The 19,029-nt window shown below is 53.7% G+C and carries 17 protein-coding genes and 1 pseudogene; 13 read left to right on the top strand and 5 right to left on the bottom strand.

From position 1 onward, the window contains the following. Positions 1–560 precede the first annotated feature (560 nt). Genes Y71_RS23040 through Y71_RS23030 form a run of 4 tightly spaced genes read right to left on the bottom strand, consistent with a single transcriptional unit; the run spans position 561 to position 2,720 of the window. The gene (locus tag Y71_RS23040; protein WP_007373076.1) at positions 561–1,898 is read right to left on the bottom strand and encodes a primase-helicase family protein; all 1,338 of its coding nucleotides are present in this window, start codon (positions 1,896–1,898) and stop codon (positions 561–563) included. Continuing rightward, entirely contained in the window at positions 1,871–2,068 is a 198-nt protein-coding gene (locus tag Y71_RS23035) for a hypothetical protein (RefSeq protein ID WP_007373077.1), read from the bottom strand. The genes Y71_RS23040 and Y71_RS23035 overlap by 28 nt, the downstream gene beginning before the upstream one ends. After that, on the bottom strand, positions 2,065–2,217 hold the full coding sequence (locus tag Y71_RS30450) for a hypothetical protein (protein ID WP_007373078.1): 153 nt from the start codon (positions 2,215–2,217) through the stop codon (positions 2,065–2,067). The genes Y71_RS23035 and Y71_RS30450 overlap by 4 nt, the downstream gene beginning before the upstream one ends. Continuing rightward, complete coding sequence (locus Y71_RS23030; protein WP_007373079.1) at positions 2,214–2,720, bottom strand: hypothetical protein; 507 nt, start codon at positions 2,718–2,720, stop codon at positions 2,214–2,216. Before Y71_RS23030 ends, Y71_RS30450 begins: the two co-directional genes overlap by 4 nt. Positions 2,721–3,608: 888 nt before the next feature. Between Y71_RS23030 and dnaK the strand changes: the two genes are divergently transcribed. The 4 genes from dnaK (at position 3,609) to nhaR (ending at position 9,005) form a co-directional block, all read left to right on the top strand. After that, entirely contained in the window at positions 3,609–5,522 is a 1,914-nt protein-coding gene (gene dnaK, locus Y71_RS23020; protein ID WP_007373080.1) for a molecular chaperone DnaK, read from the top strand. 85 nt (positions 5,523–5,607) lie between these two features. Then, entirely contained in the window at positions 5,608–6,753 is a 1,146-nt protein-coding gene (gene dnaJ, locus Y71_RS23015; RefSeq protein WP_007373081.1) for a molecular chaperone DnaJ, read from the top strand. A gap of 166 nt (positions 6,754–6,919) precedes the next feature. Continuing rightward, positions 6,920–8,083: a Na+/H+ antiporter NhaA gene (nhaA, locus tag Y71_RS23010; RefSeq protein ID WP_007373082.1), complete on the top strand. Its 1,164-nt coding sequence runs from the start codon at positions 6,920–6,922 to the stop codon at positions 8,081–8,083. A 22-nt stretch (positions 8,084–8,105) separates the two neighbouring features. Then, the gene (gene nhaR / locus Y71_RS23005; protein WP_007373083.1) at positions 8,106–9,005 is read left to right on the top strand and encodes a transcriptional activator NhaR; all 900 of its coding nucleotides are present in this window, start codon (positions 8,106–8,108) and stop codon (positions 9,003–9,005) included. A 48-nt stretch (positions 9,006–9,053) separates the two neighbouring features. On the opposite strand, the gene rpsT is transcribed toward nhaR, so the two are convergent. Then, positions 9,054–9,317, bottom strand: a complete 264-nt coding sequence (gene rpsT / locus Y71_RS23000) for a 30S ribosomal protein S20 (RefSeq protein ID WP_035886553.1) — start codon at positions 9,315–9,317, stop codon at positions 9,054–9,056. 104 nt (positions 9,318–9,421) lie between these two features. On the opposite strand from rpsT, the pseudogene Y71_RS31135 reads away from it, so the two are divergent. The 9 genes and pseudogenes from Y71_RS31135 (at position 9,422) to carA (ending at position 19,021) form a co-directional block, all read left to right on the top strand. After that, positions 9,422–9,636 (top strand): annotated as a pseudogene (locus Y71_RS31135) (DUF2575 domain-containing protein). Positions 9,637–9,643: 7 nt separating this feature from the next. Then, positions 9,644–10,585: a bifunctional riboflavin kinase/FAD synthetase gene (ribF, locus tag Y71_RS22990; RefSeq protein WP_081120856.1), complete on the top strand. Its 942-nt coding sequence runs from the start codon at positions 9,644–9,646 to the stop codon at positions 10,583–10,585. Positions 10,586–10,630: 45 nt separating this feature from the next. Beyond that, positions 10,631–13,447 carry an isoleucine--tRNA ligase gene (ileS, locus tag Y71_RS22985; RefSeq protein ID WP_007373087.1) on the top strand — a complete coding sequence of 939 codons (2,817 nt, stop codon included), beginning with the start codon at positions 10,631–10,633 and terminating at the stop codon, positions 13,445–13,447. Continuing rightward, positions 13,447–13,947: a signal peptidase II gene (gene lspA / locus Y71_RS22980; protein WP_007373088.1), complete on the top strand. Its 501-nt coding sequence runs from the start codon at positions 13,447–13,449 to the stop codon at positions 13,945–13,947. The genes ileS and lspA overlap by 1 nt, the downstream gene beginning before the upstream one ends. A 118-nt stretch (positions 13,948–14,065) precedes the next feature. Further along, on the top strand, positions 14,066–14,536 hold the full coding sequence (gene fkpB, locus Y71_RS22975) for an FKBP-type peptidyl-prolyl cis-trans isomerase (protein ID WP_007373089.1): 471 nt from the start codon (positions 14,066–14,068) through the stop codon (positions 14,534–14,536). Continuing rightward, on the top strand, positions 14,517–15,467 hold the full coding sequence (ispH, locus tag Y71_RS22970; protein ID WP_007373090.1) for a 4-hydroxy-3-methylbut-2-enyl diphosphate reductase: 951 nt from the start codon (positions 14,517–14,519) through the stop codon (positions 15,465–15,467). The genes fkpB and ispH overlap by 20 nt, the downstream gene beginning before the upstream one ends. Positions 15,468–15,543: 76 nt before the next feature. Continuing rightward, the gene (gene rihC, locus Y71_RS22965) at positions 15,544–16,458 is read left to right on the top strand and encodes a ribonucleoside hydrolase RihC (protein ID WP_007373091.1); all 915 of its coding nucleotides are present in this window, start codon (positions 15,544–15,546) and stop codon (positions 16,456–16,458) included. Positions 16,459–16,596: 138 nt separating this feature from the next. Then, a complete protein-coding gene (gene dapB / locus Y71_RS22960; protein WP_007373092.1) occupies positions 16,597–17,418 on the top strand; it encodes a 4-hydroxy-tetrahydrodipicolinate reductase in 822 nt (273 codons plus the stop codon). 454 nt (positions 17,419–17,872) lie between these two features. Further along, complete coding sequence (carA, locus tag Y71_RS22950; RefSeq protein WP_035886544.1) at positions 17,873–19,021, top strand: glutamine-hydrolyzing carbamoyl-phosphate synthase small subunit; 1,149 nt, start codon at positions 17,873–17,875, stop codon at positions 19,019–19,021. Positions 19,022–19,029: the final 8 nt, after the last annotated feature.

Here is a 19,029-nt window from a genome sequence, read left to right as displayed (position 1 = left end):
TGAATGACTTTGTTCACGATTGCGCTCTTCATTTCAGGTATACCCTTTGTGAAAACTTGACCGTGCTTTTCTCTTTCACTAATGCAACGCTTTATTTTTGTTAAATAACAAATATTTAAATATATTTAATGTGGGAAAACCGGCGTCGTGTAGATCGCTGTGGGCGTTGCTGTGCCTGCTGGCGACAAATTTGTCATGGGAAATGATCCCAGATATTTTTCGTGTGCATAAGGCTGGCCCGGTGGAGTCGAATCTTGTTTAGCGCTACGGCGTTGTCCCTTAGCCAGGAACAGTGCCGCCACTTTAGATTTGCACACGGCGCTTCGCTTTGCCTACGGCTGCCCCTGTTGCTTACTGGCGTGCGCCACAGTAACTAACGTTGTATATAAATAAGGATGCGGGATTGCTGGGCTTATCGGGATTATTTATATTAATTGTTGATTTGTAATGATTTTATTGGTTTTCATTCTGGGATTGTCGTGGGATTATTTTCTGTATGGGTGGGATTATTTGGGTTTTTTCGACTGATGGACGCAAAAAAGGGAGCGTGTAGCTCCCTGTCAGAATTGCTCTGTCGTACCGTCTGCTGCATCCTCCAGCCACTGCGCCGCCTTTTTGGGTTTCCAGTCTGCCGGGAACCAGTAGCGAGAGCGATCTACCCCCTGCCCATTGGTATTGATTGGCGCTTGTCGATATCCAAGTTCCTCCAGCCTGTGCTTAATCAGGTCTGCCGGTGCATCAAACAGCAGGCGTACCGTTTCCATTTTGAAGACCCGGTTTGACTCCAGCCAGTCGGATAACCCGATATCCAGCATGGATCGCGATTGTTCCTGCATCTCCGCCAGTGTCTCCGTCACGTGGCAATGATGCGGGTTGAACCCGGTCAGGTCACAGGCCATCAACCACCAGTAAATGGCATCGAGGCTGCCATCCTGCGTTAGCCATTGCGCTAATCGACCAATAAATTCGCCGGTCTCTTCTGGGTTATGGCGATGCTCCATGAACCGGACGACGAACCAACGGCGCTCACGCTCGTTCGGGGAAAAGCGGATCGGGCGTCGCTCGTTGCTGGCGAGGATAAACCGCGTATAAGTTGAGACCATCCGGGCCTGCTCCTGCTTCTCCTCGATCTGCTGGTGGCGCTCTGTCAGCAGGGATTTCAAACGGGTATGTAGTGATTTTGAGCTACTGCGGCAATCGTCCAAGAACACCAGCAAATTGTCAGCGATTACTGTGCTGAACTGGCCGGTTAGTCGGTCATACGAACTGAGTAACGATGCCTGCCCGCATAGCAGGGATGAGAGAACCTGATCGAACAGGAATCCTTTCCCTGTGCCGGTCGCACTCGTCAGCATGAGGTGCCATGAGGGTTTAACCTCCGGGTGCTGGAACATATGCGCCAGCCATTGTACAACGGTGTGCCGCTCGCCAGCGTCCGGGAACAGGCGTTCCAGATATTCAACCCAGAGTGACAAATCAATACCGGCTGTGTCGGTTGTCTGTGGTTCGTATGGCTTCCACGTATTCAGTACGGGTACACCGTCCGCTTCGTATACCAGAGGGCGAGCGCCTCCGGGGATAAACTCACGCGCCGATGCGTATTTAATCCGCTGGCGGAGAATATCGTGTAACAGGGGATTGTGACCGCTGTGCTCTGGCTGTTTTCGCAGCCACTGCTGATAGAGGTTAGTCTCCGCGTGGAACGGATGGAATTTACCTGTCAACGTGCTATACAGGTCTGCACCGTTTTTGCGAGCCAGATAGATGAAGCCCTGGTTAATCAGGTATTCCGCAAACTGGTGTGCCAGTCGCTCATGTTCGTTTTTTTCGTCGATGTAGATCCCATCGGAATCATTGGCGGCGTTAACAATTATTTTTTCGTTGTTCGGGTTTGGCATTTGCACTCCACTGAGTCGTTAAGGGTTTGGGTCAGGTCGTTATATTTTTCCGGATTGCTGGCGATCTCCGTTAGCAGCTTACGAACGAACACCGGCAGAGGTATATTCCCGCGCGTGGCGGCCAGCCAGTCGGCGGTTGTTCCCGTCACGGTGATATCGTAAATTTTCATCGTTTAACCTCCGGCTGGACGGGCAGCGATTTGTACCTGTCCGGGTTGGCAGCTTTGATTGTGCGAGCGGCGGCAATAGCTCGCTCCAGTGCATCCGGGTCGATATGTGCGGGCGCTGGTGGCCCGCTTTTGGTTTTGGTAGCTGTCATGCTGTCGCCCCGGTCAGCAGCATATCGCGGAGACGCTGGCGCATAGCGTCCCGTTCTGCGGCTGCGGCTTCCTCTGCACGGCGCTGTGCCTCGTTGGCGGCGTCCTGCACCAGTTTATCAACCTCACGTTCCATCGCGGCGGCGAGTTCGTTGTGGTATGAATCCTCAACCTGCCGTTTCAGGTCAGCTATCTCCTGCTCCACCAGCTCCGCCGGTTTGCGGAGCGTGATACTCATATTCCCCGTACCGGCAACGTAAACGGACTGCGGGATGCCGATATCGTATCGCCACCCCTCCAATATCTTCTCCTGGAGTTGCTGGATTGCCAGCGGCGCGGCGGCGTGGAAACGTTGTGTGGTGCTGCTGGCGGTGTAACGTTGGACGGCGGTTTCGATCCGCGCGGCTAATACGGTTGCGTCGGGTTTGAACCGGGCGGCGGCCTCAGTTATAAATGCCTGTAAATCGCTCTCTGCGGCTCTCTGAGCCTGTCTTTTTGTAATCATAGTTGTTCTCCGTAATCAGTGAGTAAAGGGTGTAGCGGGTCTATGGCGCTCTCTGGTGAGCGTCATTTGGCGTGACCGTAATATGCGGTCATCTCGTCAGTACTTGTGTCTCAGGTGGTCAGGCGTATTCGCCGTAAAAGCTCTGCCCACATGCAGGACAGTGCTGCGGTGTATCCGGGAGGAAACGGAACCAGCGTGTGACATCACCACGCGCGAAGGTCACTCCGGCGAGGTGATTAATTTCGAGTGCGGTGAGCGTTCTGTACGCAGTCGATAGTGGCACGTCAACGCACCGGCTGGTCATCTCAGCGGTTACGGGAATATCGGTTGTGTTCAGGTAATGCAAGACATTAATCCGGGGGACTGTGGCACGGAGGCCGGTGTCATTCAGGATCGCGGCGAGGGTAGCGCGTTCCTCATCTGTAGGCGCTGCAAACGCTGGCAGCATGGGCGTTGGGGTCAATATGTCTCCTGTTTTGTGTGTTTTCCTGGTGTTCGGTTATTTTATCACGAAATTCTGTGTTTGGGAATGATTATCATTAACGCTAATGTGATTTTTTCTTTTCCTAAATGAATTTTGGCTTGCCCATAATTCCTCAAAATAAATCAATATGAAAAGGGAGAAATGAAAGTCCCCGCACCCTGTTGAACTGGCGGGGCGCGGCATCATAAATAGCGGTAATGGGCCTGTCTATGATCTGAACAGGTGTAAATTAAAAAATTTTTTATCGTTTGCCCCTTGATGAGCCGCTTAGCGACCCCATCTTGTAGTCAACCGCAGTGTGTGGGCCTGAAAAAAAAACGATACAGGGTGGTTGAAACAGCACGTTTCGCCCTTATTACAGGTTCACAACCACATGATGACGAATTTTTAGTGGAGACGTTTAGATGGGTAAAATTATTGGTATCGACCTTGGGACAACCAACTCTTGTGTAGCCATTATGGATGGCACTCAGGCTCGTGTGCTGGAGAATGCTGAAGGCGATCGCACCACTCCTTCTATCATTGCTTACACACAGGATGGTGAAACTCTGGTAGGTCAGCCGGCTAAACGTCAGGCCGTGACGAACCCGCAAAACACCCTGTTTGCGATCAAACGCCTGATCGGCCGTCGCTTCCAGGACGAAGAAGTCCAGCGTGACGAAGCCATCATGCCGTACAAAATCATTGCTGCTGATAACGGCGATGCATGGCTTGATGTAAAAGGCACCAAAATGGCACCGCCGCAGATCTCTGCCGAAGTGCTGAAAAAAATGAAGAAAACTGCCGAAGATTACCTGGGCGAGCCGGTAACTGAAGCGGTTATCACCGTACCTGCTTACTTTAACGATGCTCAGCGCCAGGCAACCAAAGACGCTGGCCGTATCGCAGGTCTGGAAGTGAAACGTATCATTAACGAACCGACAGCGGCAGCGCTGGCCTACGGTCTGGATAAAGAAACCGGTAACCGCACCATCGCGGTTTACGACCTGGGCGGTGGTACGTTCGATATCTCTATCATCGAAATCGATGAAGTTGACGGCGAAAAAACCTTCGAAGTACTGGCTACTAACGGTGATACCCACCTGGGTGGTGAAGACTTCGATAGCCGCCTGATCAACTACCTGGTGGAAGAGTTCAAGAAAGATCAGGGTATCGATCTGCGCAACGATCCGCTGGCGATGCAGCGTCTGAAAGAAGCGGCAGAAAAAGCGAAAATCGAGCTTTCTTCCGCACAGCAGACCGACGTGAACCTGCCGTACATCACCGCAGACGCGACCGGTCCGAAACACATGAACATTAAAGTGACTCGCGCGAAACTGGAAAGCCTGGTGGAAGATCTGGTTAACCGTTCAATCGAGCCGCTGAAAGTTGCACTGCAGGATGCTGGCCTGTCCGTATCCGACATCAACGACGTGATCCTGGTCGGTGGCCAGACTCGTATGCCGATGGTGCAGAAAAAAGTGGCTGAGTTCTTCGGTAAAGAGCCGCGTAAAGACGTTAACCCGGATGAAGCCGTTGCTATCGGTGCTGCGGTTCAGGGCGGTGTTCTGACTGGTGAAGTTAAAGACGTTCTGTTGCTGGACGTTACCCCACTGTCGCTGGGTATCGAAACCATGGGCGGCGTGATGACTGCGCTGATCAACAAAAACACCACCATCCCGACCAAGCACAGCCAGGTGTTCTCTACTGCGGAAGATAACCAGTCCGCTGTAACCATCCATGTGCTGCAGGGTGAACGTAAACGTGCGTCCGATAACAAATCTCTGGGTCAGTTCAACCTGGATGGTATCAACCCGGCGCCGCGCGGTATGCCGCAGATTGAAGTCACCTTCGATATCGATGCTGACGGTATCCTGCACGTTTCCGCGAAAGACAAAAACAGCGGTAAAGAGCAGAAGATCACCATCAAGGCTTCTTCGGGTCTGAACGAAGAAGAAATCGCGAAAATGGTTCGTGAAGCAGAAGCGAATGCGGAATCTGACCGTAAATTCGAAGAGCTGGTGCAAACCCGTAACCAGGGCGATCATCTGCTGCATAGCACGCGTAAGCAGGTTGAAGAAGCAGGCGATAAACTGCCGGCAGAAGACAAAACGGCTATCGAGTCTGCACTGAGCGAGCTGGAAGTTGCGCTGAAAGGCGAAGACAAAGCTGAAATCGAAGCGAAAATGCAGGCGCTGGCGCAGGCTTCTCAGAAACTGCTGGAAATCGCGCAACAGCAGCACGCACAGCAGCAAGCGGGCGCTGATGCTTCCGCGAACAACGCGAAAGATGACGATGTTGTCGACGCCGAGTTCGAAGAAGTCAAAGACAAAAAATAATCGCCCTGATGCAGGGTAGATAACCAGCACGGGCGTCGGAGTTTTCTCCACGCCCGTGCTCGTATGTTAAGGGGCAGATAAACCGATGGCGAAGCAAGATTATTACGAGATTTTAGGCGTTCCGAAAACAGCGGAAGAGCGTGAAATCAAAAAGGCGTATAAACGCCTGGCCATGAAATATCACCCGGACCGCAACCAGGGCGATAAAGAGGCTGAAGCCAAATTTAAAGAAATAAAAGAAGCCTACGAAGTCCTGACCGATGCCCAAAAACGTGCGGCTTACGATCAGTACGGCCATGCTGCATTTGAGCAGGGCGGAATGGGTGGCGGTGGATTCGGCGGCGGCGGTTTTGGCGGCGGCGCTGACTTCAGTGATATTTTCGGCGATGTGTTCGGCGATATCTTCGGCGGGGGGCGTGGCCGTCAGCGTGCAGCCCGTGGCGCAGACCTGCGCTACAACATGGATCTGACGCTGGAAGAAGCGGTTCGCGGCGTCACCAAAGAGATTCGCATTCCGACGCTGGAAGAGTGTGACGTTTGCCACGGCAGCGGCGCTAAACCCGGCACTCAGCCGCAAACCTGTCCGACCTGTCATGGTTCCGGCCAGGTACAGATGCGCCAGGGGTTCTTTGCCGTACAGCAGACATGTCCGCACTGTCAGGGGCGCGGTACGCTAATTAAAGATCCGTGCAACAAATGTCACGGTCATGGCCGCGTGGAGAAATCCAAAACCCTGTCCGTCAAAATCCCGGCAGGTGTGGACACCGGCGATCGCATCCGCCTGAGCGGCGAAGGCGAAGCGGGTGAGCATGGCGCACCGGCAGGCGATCTGTACGTTCAGGTGCAGGTGAAACAGCACCCTATCTTCGAGCGTGAAGGCAATAACCTGTACTGCGAAGTGCCGATCAACTTTGCTATGGCGGCGCTGGGCGGTGAAATCGAAGTGCCGACGCTGGATGGTCGCGTGAAGCTGAAAGTACCCAGCGAAACCCAGACCGGTAAACTGTTCCGCATGCGCGGTAAGGGCGTGAAGTCCGTCCGTGGTGGCGCGCAGGGCGATCTGTTGTGCCGCGTCGTTGTTGAGACGCCGGTTGGCCTGAACGAAAAGCAGAAGCAACTGCTGAAAGATCTGCAGGACAGCTTTGGTGGCCCGACGGGCGAGAACAACAGCCCGCGCTCCAAGAGCTTCTTCGACGGTGTGAAAAAATTCTTCGATGATTTGACGCGCTAAGCCTTCCGCACCGCGTACATCAGGCCCGGCTTTATGCCGGGCTTTTTTTATCGTTTTTGCCACTACTCGGAAAAAGAGAATCTATACCCAATTATAATCTGATTTTATCGAGGATTCGCGAGGGGTAAGATAGTCCGCACAACGGAATAGTGAACGAGAGAATAACATGAAGCTTTTACAGCGTTTCTTTAGCAGCGATGCCGCTGGGGGCATCGTACTTATCATTGCGGCAGTGCTCGCAATGCTGTGTGCCAACCTCGGAGTAACACAGGATCTTTACCACAACTTCCTGTCGACGCCCGTCGAATTCAAATTTGGTTCGCTGGAAATCAATAAAAATATGCTGCTATGGATCAACGATGCGTTGATGGCCGTATTTTTCCTGATGATTGGCCTGGAAGTGAAATATGAACTGGTCCAGGGCGCACTTGCCAGCCGTCAACAGGCCGTATTTCCGGTGATTGCTGCCCTTGGCGGTATGGTTGCGCCCGCGTTGATCTTCCTGCTGTTCAATTTCCACGATCCACTGGCACGACACGGTTGGGCTATTCCAACCGCGACGGATATTGCCTTTGCTCTCGGTGTCCTTGCTTTGCTGGGTAATCGCGTGCCTGTGGTGCTGAAAGTGTTTCTGATGGCGCTGGCGATCATTGACGATCTGGGGGCGATTATCATTATTGCCTTGTTCTACACCAGCGATCTCTCAACCACAGCGCTGGGTGTGGCGGCGGCATCCATTGCCGTGCTGGCGATACTGAATGCCTGTAATGTGCGGCGCGTCGGCATCTATATGCTGGTTGGGATAGTGTTGTGGACGGCGGTGCTAAAATCTGGTGTCCACGCGACGCTCGCCGGGGTGGTTGTTGGTTTCTTTGTTCCGCTGCGCGAGCAGAACGGTGTTTCTCCGGCCCGCCAACTGGTCGATGCGATTCATCCGTGGGTTGGATGGCTGATCCTTCCATTATTTGCTTTTGCGAATGCAGGCGTATCGCTAAGCGGCATGTCTGTATCCGGGCTGGGAGATGTGCTGCCGTTAGGCATTATTGCCGGGCTGGTTCTTGGTAAGCCGCTGGGTATCACAATATTCTGCTGGCTGGCGTTACGTTTTAAGCTGGCGAAGTTACCGCAGGGCGCTGCATTTAAGCAGATTATGTCGGTAGGCGTGCTGTGCGGCATTGGCTTTACCATGTCGATTTTCATCGCTTCGCTGGCCTTTGGCGATGCCCATGAGGAGATGATTGCGTGGAGTAAATTGGGGATCCTCACCGGCTCGATTATCTCAGCAGTGGCGGGTTATTGCCTGCTGCGTACGCGGATCGTTCGCGCTTAGCGACGGGAGTGAGTAGAGGGCTATGTCGTATATCAATTACAACCATTTGTATTACTTCTGGCACGTCTACCGTGAAGGCTCCGTCGTTGGTGCGGCGGAGTCGCTCTTTCTGACGCCGCAGACTATTACCGGGCAAATTAAATCCCTCGAGGAGCGGCTACAAGGCAAGCTCTTCAAACGTAAGGGCAGGGGACTGGAACCGACAGAGTTGGGCGAACTGGTGTTCCGCTACGCGGATAAGATGTTCACGCTCAGTCAGGAGATGCTCGACATCATTAACTACCGCAAAGAGTCCAGCCTGTTATTTGATGTCGGCGTGGCAGACGCGCTCTCCAAGCGGCTGGTCAGCAATATCCTCAGTGCGGCGGTAAGCGAGGGCGAGCCGATCCATTTGCGCTGTTTTGAATCGACGCATGAACTTCTGCTGGAGCAGCTAAGCCAGCATAAACTCGACATGATTATCTCTGACTGCCCGATCGATTCCACTCAGCAAGAGGGGCTTTTTTCGGTGAAAATTGGCGAATGCAGCGTCAGTTTTTGGGGCAGTAATCCGCGGTCTCAAACGCCTTTTCCGTTTTGTTTGCAGGAACGGCGCTTATTGATCCCAGGGCGACGTTCAATGCTGGGGCGCAGGCTGCTGAACTGGTTCAATGCGCAAGGTTTGCAGGTGGAGATTCTGGGGGAGTTTGATGATGCCGCGCTGATGAAGGCGTTTGGCACCGCGCACAATGCTATTTTTGTTGCCCCGACACGTTACGCTCACGATCTTTTTGCCGATGAAAGCATGGTTGAAATTGGTCGGGTGGATAATGTAATGGAGGAGTATCACGCGATTTTTGCCGAGCGGATGATTCAGCATCCTGCAGTGCAGCGTATCTGCAATCAGGATTACTCGACACTTTTCGACCTGCCGCAGAAATAAAAAAACCCGCCGAAGCGGGTTTCTTCACAAAGCCAACAAACGTAGCGATTAAGCCAGTTTGTTGATCTGCGCGGTCAGGTTAGCCTTATGGCGCGCTGCTTTGTTTTTGTGAATCAGGCCTTTAGCGGCCTGACGATCCACGATCGGTTGCATGTCGTTAAATGCTTTCTGCGCAGCCGCTTTGTCGCCTGATTCAATTGCTGCGTATACTTTCTTGATGAAAGTACGCATCATTGAGCGACGGCTTGCGTTGTGCTTGCGGGCCTTTTCAGACTGAACGGCACGCTTCTTAGCTGATTTGATATTAGCCAAGGTCCAACTCCCAAATATGATCTTTATGGACAATTCAAAGGCCGGGGAATATGCCCTTTTAGCCTTCTTTTGTCAATGGATTTGTGCAAATAAGCGCCGTTAAGATACAACGCTCGTTACGTAGTGATGGCGCAAGATTCTAACAGCTTGCTTGTCGCGAATACAGCTTTTCCACCAGAAAAATCGCTCACGGTGCCAGATTTTCATGCCAGCAGCGGGCAGCCTGATGAAATCCTTCTCCTTTCTGCTTTGTGAAGGCAATCGTCGGTTAACGTTGCCCGTTGTACAAGGTATAATCCGACGATTTTCACTGTTTTGAGCCAGACATGAAGCTGATACGCGGCATACATAACCTCAGCCAGGCCCCCCACGGGTGTGTGCTGACGATTGGTAATTTCGATGGCGTGCATCGTGGCCATCAGGCGCTTTTACAAGGGCTTGGCGCAGAAGGCCGGGCGCGTGGTTTGCCGGTGGTGGTGGTGATCTTTGAACCGCAACCGCTGGAACTGTTCGCCGGGCAGAAAGCCCCTGCGCGTCTTACCCGGCTGCGTGAAAAGCTGCGCTGGCTGGCGGGTTGCGGCGTGGATTACGTGCTGTGCGTCCGTTTTGACCGCCGTTTTGCGGCGTTCACCGCACAAACCTTTGTCAGCGAACTGCTGGTTGACCGCCTTGGTGTGAAATTTCTCGCAGTGGGTGACGATTTCCGTTTTGGCGCTGGTCGCCAGGGGGATTTCTTGTTATTACAGAAGGCCGGTCAGAAATATGGCTTTGACGTCACCAGTACGCAAACTTTCTTTGATGGCGGCGTTCGTGTGAGCAGCACGGCGGTGCGTCAGGCGTTGGCTGACGACAATCTTGAGCTGGCTGAACAATTGCTCGGCCACCCATTCAGTATCTCCGGGCGCGTGGTGCACGGCGATGAACTGGGGCGCACCATTGGTTTCCCGACGGCGAATTTACCGCTGCGCCGTCAGGTCTCCCCGGTAAAAGGGGTATATGCGGTGGAAGTGGCTGGATTGGGCGATACGCTTTACCCGGGCGTTGCCAATATCGGCACGCGCCCGACGGTTGCAGGCGTGCGCCAGCAGCTGGAAGTGCATCTGTTGGATGTTGTAATAGACCTCTACGGGCGCCATATAGATGTCGTGTTGCGTAAAAAATTACGCAATGAACAGCGATTTGCCTCGCTCGATGAGCTGAAAGCGCAAATCGCCCGCGATGAGGTAGCGGCCCGCGAGTTTTTTGGGCTATCTAAACCGGCTTCTTAAGGCCTGGTGGTATTAATCAAACCGAAATACGGAACCGAGAATCTGATGAGTGACTATAAATCTACCCTGAATTTGCCGGAAACAGGGTTCCCGATGCGCGGCGATCTCGCCAAGCGTGAGCCGGGAATGCTGGCGCGTTGGACTGATGATGACCTGTACGGCATCATCCGTGCAGCGAAAAAAGGCAAAAAAACCTTCATTCTGCATGATGGCCCTCCATATGCGAATGGCAGCATTCATATTGGTCACTCGGTTAACAAGATTCTGAAAGACATTATTGTGAAGTCCAAAGGACTCGCAGGTTATGACTCTCCCTATGTTCCGGGTTGGGACTGCCACGGTCTGCCTATCGAGCTGAAAGTGGAGCAGGAGTTCGGCAAGCCGGGTGAGAAATTCACCGCTGCTGAGTTCCGCGCCAAATGCCGTGAATATGCCGCAACTCAGGTTGATGGTCAGCGCAAAGACTTTATCCGTCTCGGTGTGCTGGGCGACTGGTCGCACCCGTACCTGACCATGGATTTCAAAACCGAAGCCAATATTATCCGCGCGCTGGGCAAAATCATCGGCAATGGCCACCTGCTTAAAGGTGCCAAGCCGGTGCACTGGTGTGTTGACTGCCGTTCCGCGTTGGCGGAAGCAGAAGTGGAGTATTACGACAAAACGTCGCCGTCCATCGACGTGGCGTTCCACGCTGTTGACCAGGAGGCAGTAAAAGCCAAATTTGGCGTTGCATCAGTTAACGGCCCGGTTTCACTGGTTATCTGGACCACTACGCCGTGGACACTGCCGGCTAACCGCGCAATTTCTCTCGCGCCGGAATTTGAGTATGCGCTGGTGCAGATTGATGGTCAGGCGCTGATCCTGGCGAAAGATCTGGTCGAGAGTGTGATGAAACGCATCGGCACCGCAGAATACAACGTGCTGGGTACGGTGAAAGGCGCAGAGCTGGAGCTGATGCGCTTTAAACATCCGTTCCTGGATTTTGATGTTCCTGCGATCCTCGGTGATCACGTTACGCTGGAAGCCGGTACCGGTGCGGTTCATACCGCTGGCGGTCACGGCCCGGACGACTACACCATCAGCCTGAAATACGGTCTGGAAATCGCCAACCCGGTTGGACCGGACGGTGCCTATCTGCCAGGTACTTACCCGACGCTGGATGGCGTAAATGTGTTCAAAGCAAACGACATCATCGTGGCGCTGCTGACGGAAAAAGGCGCGCTGCTGCACGTTGAAAAGATGCAGCACAGCTATCCGTGTTGCTGGCGTCATAAATCGCCGATTATCTTCCGTGCGACGCCGCAGTGGTTTGTCAGCATGGACCAGAAAGGTCTGCGTGCACAGTCGCTGAGCGAAATCAAAGGGGTGCAGTGGATCCCGGACTGGGGCCAGGCGCGCATCGAATCGATGGTCGCCAACCGTCCTGACTGGTGTATCTCCCGCCAGCGTACCTGGGGTGTTCCGATGTCGCTGTTCGTGCACAAAGACACCGAAGAGCTGCATCCGCGCACGCTGGAGCTGATCGAAGCCGTTGCCAAACGCGTTGAAGCCGACGGTATTCAGGCATGGTGGGATCTCGACCCGCGCGACATCATGGGCGATGACGCTGACAACTATGTCAAAGTGCCGGATACGCTGGACGTCTGGTTCGATTCTGGTTCAACTCATGCTTCCGTGGTTGATGTGCGTCCGGAGTTTGCTGGTCACGCAGCGGATATGTATCTGGAAGGTTCGGATCAGCATCGCGGCTGGTTTATGTCCTCGCTGATGATTTCCACGGCGATGAAGGGCAAAGCGCCGTATCGTCAGGTGCTGACTCACGGTTTCACCGTGGATGGTCAGGGCCGTAAGATGTCCAAATCCATCGGCAACACCGTTTCCCCGCAGGATGTGATGAACAAACTGGGCGCGGATATCCTGCGCCTGTGGGTCGCTTCCACTGATTACACCGGCGAAATGGCGGTTTCTGACGAGATCCTGAAACGCGCAGCGGACAGCTATCGTCGTATCCGTAACACAGCGCGCTTCTTGCTGGCGAACCTCAACGGCTTCGATCCGGTGAAAGACATGGTGAAACCGGAAGAGATGGTCGTGCTGGATCGCTGGGCGGTCGGCTGTGCGAAAGCGGCTCAGGAAGACATTGTTCAGGCCTATGATTCCTATGATTTCCACGAAGTGGTACAACGCCTGATGCGTTTCTGCTCCATCGAAATGGGGTCGTTCTACCTCGACATCATCAAAGACCGCCAGTACACCGCGAAAGCGGACAGCGTGGCGCGTCGCAGCTGCCAGACCGCCCTGTACCACATTGCGGAAGCGCTGGTGCGCTGGATGGCGCCAATCATGTCCTTTACCGCCGATGAAATCTGGGGCTACCTGCCGGGCGATCGCGAGAAGTATGTCTTTACCGGCGAGTGGTACGAAGGCCTGTTCGGCCTGGCGGAAAGCGAAGCGATGAACGACGTCTTCTGGGACGAGCTGTTGAAGGTGCGCGGTGAAGTGAACAAGGTGATTGAACAGGCGCGCGCTGACAAGAAAGTCGGTGGCTCTCTGGAAGCGGCAGTTACGCTGTTCGCCGAGCCGGAACTGGCGGCGAAGCTGACTGCGCTGGGCGACGAATTGCGATTTGTCCTGTTGACCTCCGGGGCGAAAGTTGCGGATTATGCCAGCGCTTCAGCGGACGCTCAGCAGAGCGAACTGCTCAAAGGGCTGAAAGTCGCGCTGAGCAAAGCCGAAGGTGATAAGTGCCCGCGCTGCTGGCATTACACCAATGATGTCGGCCAGGTGGCGGAACACGCAGATATCTGCGGACGCTGTGTGAGCAACGTCGCCGGTGACGGCGAAAAACGTAAGTTTGCCTGATGAGTAAGCCTCTCTGTTCTACAGGACTGCGCTGGCTGTGGCTGGTTGTGGTTGTGCTGATTATCGATCTGGGCAGTAAATACCTGATCCTCCAGAACTTTGCTCTGGGGGATACGGTGTCGCTGTTCCCATCGCTCAATCTGCACTATGCGCGTAACTATGGCGCGGCATTCAGTTTTATGGCGGACAGCGGCGGCTGGCAGCGATGGTTCTTTGCCGGTATCGCTATCGGTATCTGCGTGGTGCTGACGGTGCTGATGTATCGTGGGAAAGCCGCGCAAAAGCTGAATAACATCGCTTATGCGCTGATTATCGGCGGTGCGCTCGGTAATCTCTTCGACCGCTTATGGCATGGCTTCGTCGTCGATATGATCGATTTCTACGTCGGCGACTGGCATTTTGCTACCTTTAACCTTGCCGATAGCGCAATTTGTATCGGCGCGGCGCTGATTGTGTTGGAAGGCTTTTTGCCTAAACCTGCAGCGAAAGAGCAGGTTTAAATGTAAATACCGGGCGGCGCTTTGCTTGCCCGGCCTACAGAATTTGTGGCCGCTTGTTTGCCCGGTAAGCAAAGCGCTACCGGGCAAACGGGTGAGTCAAAACAAGCGAGCAACCTGCATGTCTAAATCCGTACAGAGCGATAGCGCAGTGCTGGTGCACTTCACGCTCAAGCTCGAAGATGGCTCTCTTGCCGAGTCAACCCGCAACAACGGCAAACCGGCGCTGTTTCGTCTGGGCGACGGTTCGCTCTCCGAGGGGCTGGAGCAACATCTGCTGGGTCTGAAAGCCGGGGAGAAAAAGGTTTTCTCTCTCGAACCGGATGCCGCTTTCGGTACGCCGAGCCCGGATCTGATTCAGTACTTCTCCCGCCGTGAGTTTATGGATGCCGGGGAGCCTGAAATCGGGGCGATTATGCTCTTTACCGCAATGGATGGCAGCGAAATGCCGGGCGTGATCCGTGAAATTAACGGCGACTCTATCACCGTCGATTTCAACCATCCGCTGGCGGGCAGAACCGTCCACTTTGATGTCGATGTACTGGAAGTTGATCCGGTACTGGAGGAAACAAATGCAGATCCTGTTGGCTAACCCGCGCGGTTTTTGCGCCGGCGTTGACCGCGCTATCAGCATTGTTGAAAACGCGCTGGCTCTGTACGGCGCGCCAATTTATGTGCGTCACGAAGTGGTGCACAACCGTTATGTTGTTGATAGCCTGCGCGAGCGCGGGGCTATTTTCATTGAGCAGTTAAGTGAAGTACCGGATGGCGCAATCCTGATTTTTTCTGCCCATGGTGTTTCCCAGGCGGTACGTAACGAAGCGAAAAGCCGCGATCTGACGGTTTTCGACGCCACCTGTCCGTTGGTGACAAAAGTGCATATGGAAGTGGCTCGCGCCAGCCGACGCGGTGAGGAAGCGATCCTGATCGGTCACGCAGGGCATCCTGAAGTAGAAGGTACAATGGGGCAGTACAGCAACCCGAAAGGGGGTATGTACCTGGTTGAATCGCCTGCCGATGTTGCTACGCTCAACATCAAAGATGCGGGTAAACTGTCATTTATGACGCAGACCACGCTCTCAGTGGACGATACTTCTGATGTTATTGACGCACTGCGCGCCCGCTTCCCGCAGATTGTTGGCCCGCGTAAAGATGACATCTGTTACGCCACGACTAACCGCCAGGAAGCGGTGCGGGCGCTGGCTGAACAGGCGGAAGTGGTGCTGGTAGTCGGCTCGAAAAACTCTTCCAACTCCAACCGTCTGGCCGAGCTGGCGCAGCGGATGGGGAAAAGCGCTTATTTGATTGATGACGCTTCTGATATCCAGGAAGCCTGGGTTAAAGACATCAAATGTGTAGGCGTAACCGCCGGTGCCTCCGCGCCGGACATTCTTGTGCAGAACGTGATTGCCCGCCTGCAGGAGCTGGGCGGCGGTGAAGCCATCCCGCTGGAAGGTCGTGAAGAAAACATTGTCTTTGAAGTGCCAAAAGAGCTAAGGGTTGATGTTCGCGAGGTCGAATAACATTTTGCCCTAAACTTTATGCGAAGATGCCAGACTGAGTCTGGCATTTTTTATGGATTTCACTTCAGGAGGCACTATGCGTTTGCCAATGATTCTTGACACCGATCCGGGCATTGACGATGCCGTTGCCATTGCTGCCGCGCTGTATGCACCGCAGTGCGAACTTAAACTGATTACCACCGTCGCCGGTAATGTCTCGCTGGAAAAAACTACCCGCAACGCCCTGCAACTGCTCAACTTCTGGCAGGCCGATATCCCGCTGGCGCAAGGGGCGTCGACGCCCCTATTGCGCCCGCTGCACAGCGCCGCCGAAGTGCACGGGGAGTCCGGCATGGATGGCTACGACTTTGTCGAGCATCAGCGCCAGCCTCTGGCTAAACCGGCATTTCAGGCAATACGCGATACGCTGATGGCGTCTGCTGAACCCGTTACGCTGGTGACCATCGGCCCGTTAACCAATATCGCGCTGCTGCTGTCACACTACCCGGAGTGCCAGTTCAATATCCGTCGTCTGGTGATGATGGGGGGCTCCGCCGGGCGGGGTAACTTCACACCAAACGCTGAATTCAATATTGCTATCGATCCCGAAGCTGCTGCCCGTGTTTTTCAGAGCGGCCTTGAGATCGTGATGTGCGGGCTGGATGTCACGAATCGGGCGACGTTGACGCCTGAGTTCCTCGCGACGATGCCCGCGCTCAACAAAACCGGGCATATGCTGCATGCGCTGTTTAGTCACTATCGTAGCGGTAGCATGACCAGCGGGCTGCGTATGCACGATCTCTGCACGATTGCCTGGCTGGCCCGTCCGGAACTGTTTACGCTGAAATCCTGTTTTGTGGCGGTGGAGACGCAGGGGCAATACACCTCCGGCACAACGGTGGTGGATATCGACGGCAAGCTGAAGCAGAAGCCGAATGCGCAGGTTGCGCTGGATATTGATGTTGAGGGTTTTCGTCACTGGGTGGCAGAAGTGCTGGCACTCGCGCCCTGATGAATCATGCCTTTTACTGATATTTCCGGCTGTATATCATTAATTTCTAATTATCGGTGTTTTCGGCTGGTGGCCCCGGCGTGGGCTGGTTAATCTGGAAACGATTCTTACGCATTTTTTTAACAAAAGAGTACAACTATGCATGATGCACCAATCCGCGTAGCCATCGCGGGTGCTGGCGGGCGTATGGGCCGCCAATTGATTCAGGCCACACTGGCTATGGACGGCGTGGCGCTTGGCGCGGTTCTGGAACGTGAAGGGTCCTCTCTGGCAGGTGTCGACGCGGGTGAACTGGCCGGTATGGCGAAAACCGGTGTGACGGTACAGAGCAGCCTTGATGCAGTGAAAGACGATTTCGACGTATTTATCGACTTTACTCGCCCGGAAGGGACGCTGGCGCATCTGGCCTTTTGCCGCCAGCAGCGCAAAAGCATGGTCATTGGCACGACCGGGTTTGACGACGCGGGCAAACAGGCAATTAGCGATGCCTCTCAAGACATCGCGATTGTCTTCGCGGCGAACTTTAGCGTTGGCGTAAACGTGATGCTGAAGCTGCTGGAGAAAGCGGCGAAAGTGATGGGTGATTACACCGATATCGAAATCGTTGAAGCGCATCACCGCTATAAAGTTGATGCGCCGTCGGGCACGGCGCTGGCGATGGGAGAAGCCATCGCGAAGTCTCTGAATAAAGATTTAAAAGAGTGTGCGGTTTATTCACGTGAAGGGCATACCGGTGAGCGTGTCCCTGGCACGATTGGCTTTGCCACGGTGCGTGCAGGTGACATCGTCGGCGAACATACGGCGATGTTCGCCGATATTGGCGAACGTGTAGAAATTACGCATAAAGCCTCCAGCCGCATGACTTTTGCCAATGGTGCCGTGCGTTCTGCTTTGTGGCTGAAAGGAAAGCATAATGGACTTTTTGATATGCGAGATGTGCTTGATCTCAACAATTTGTAAGAGTTATTACCCATCGTGATGTGGTTGTTGCAGTCGTAATTACTTGATTGCAAAGGGCAGTATTTTATTGCCCTTTTATTTTCTCTTTTTTCCTCTATTTTTCATGCCTGAGTGGTCTAATCTTTACTTATCTTCTGTTTTTTTCGCGCTGAAATGTAAATTTTGACCGTTTGGTCCACTTTCTTGTGCCAGGATCGCCTATCCTGAAGTTTTCTTGCTACGAAAGCGTTTTCGTGGCTGGTTTTTTTGATCTTTTTGTCTGTTAAATCCAGTAATGAAGGGCAGTGGCGTAAAAGACTAAGAAAAATATGTGAGAAAAGTTGACTTTTAACCTACATCTCTCCAGAATGCCGCCGTTTGCCAAAAATCCACGGCCAGCAAATTTGCATTGATTCATCATCTCGATATGAATTAATATGCAAATAAAGTGAGTGAATATTCTCTGGAGGACGTTTTGATTAAGTCAGCGCTATTGGTTCTGGAAGACGGAACCCAGTTTCACGGTCGGGCCATTGGGGCAACGGGCACGGCAGTTGGGGAAGTCGTTTTCAATACTTCAATGACCGGTTATCAAGAAATCCTCACTGATCCTTCCTATTCCCGCCAAATCGTCACTCTTACTTATCCTCATATCGGCAATGTCGGCACCAACTCCGCTGACGAAGAATCCTCTCAGGTACATGCGCAAGGCCTGGTCATTCGCGACCTGCCGCTGATTGCCAGCAACTATCGCAATACTGAAGATCTCTCTTCTTACCTGAAGCGCCATAACATTGTGGCGATTGCCGATATCGATACCCGTAAGCTGACGCGTTTGCTGCGCGAAAAAGGCGCGCAAAACGGCTGCATTATCGCTGGCGATAATGTCGATGCCGCAGTGGCGCTGGAGAAAGCGAAAGCATTCCCGGGCCTGAACGGAATGGATCTGGCAAAAGAAGTGACGACAGCGGAAACCTACAGCTGGACGCAAGGCAGCTGGACGCTGGCAGGCGAACTGCCACAGGCGAAAGCGGCGAGCGAATTACCGTTCCACGTTGTCGCTTACGACTACGGCGCGAAACGTAATATTCTGCGTATGCTGGTCGATCGCGGTTGCCGTTTAACGGTCGTACCGGCGAAAACCCCGGCGGCAGACGTACTGAAACTCAATCCGGACGGTATCTTCCTTTCCAACGGTCCTGGCGACCCGGCGCCGTGTGATTACGCGATTGAGGCGATTAAAACCTTCCTCGAAACGGATATTCCGGTGTTCGGCATCTGTCTTGGCCATCAACTGCTGGCACTGGCGAGCGGCGCGAAAACCATGAAGATGAAATTCGGCCACCACGGCGGCAACCATCCGGTAAAAGATATTGATAACAATACTGTGATGATCACTGCGCAGAACCACGGTTTTGCCGTAGATGAAGCCTCAATGCCTGCCAATTTGCGGGTGACGCACAAATCGCTGTTCGACGGCACGCTGCAAGGCATCCATCGCACCGACAAACCGGCGTTCAGTTTCCAGGGGCACCCGGAAGCCAGCCCGGGGCCGCACGATGCCGCACCGCTGTTTGACCACTTTATTGAGCTCATTGAGCAGTATCGCAACACCGCCAAATAATCAGGAGA

Origin of the sequence: Kosakonia radicincitans DSM 16656, from assembly GCF_000280495.2 — a bacterium.
GTDB classification, from domain to species: domain Bacteria; phylum Pseudomonadota; class Gammaproteobacteria; order Enterobacterales; family Enterobacteriaceae; genus Kosakonia; species Kosakonia radicincitans.
Note: the sequence above shows the minus strand (reverse complement) of the source record. Positions and strands in the feature narration are given on the sequence as shown.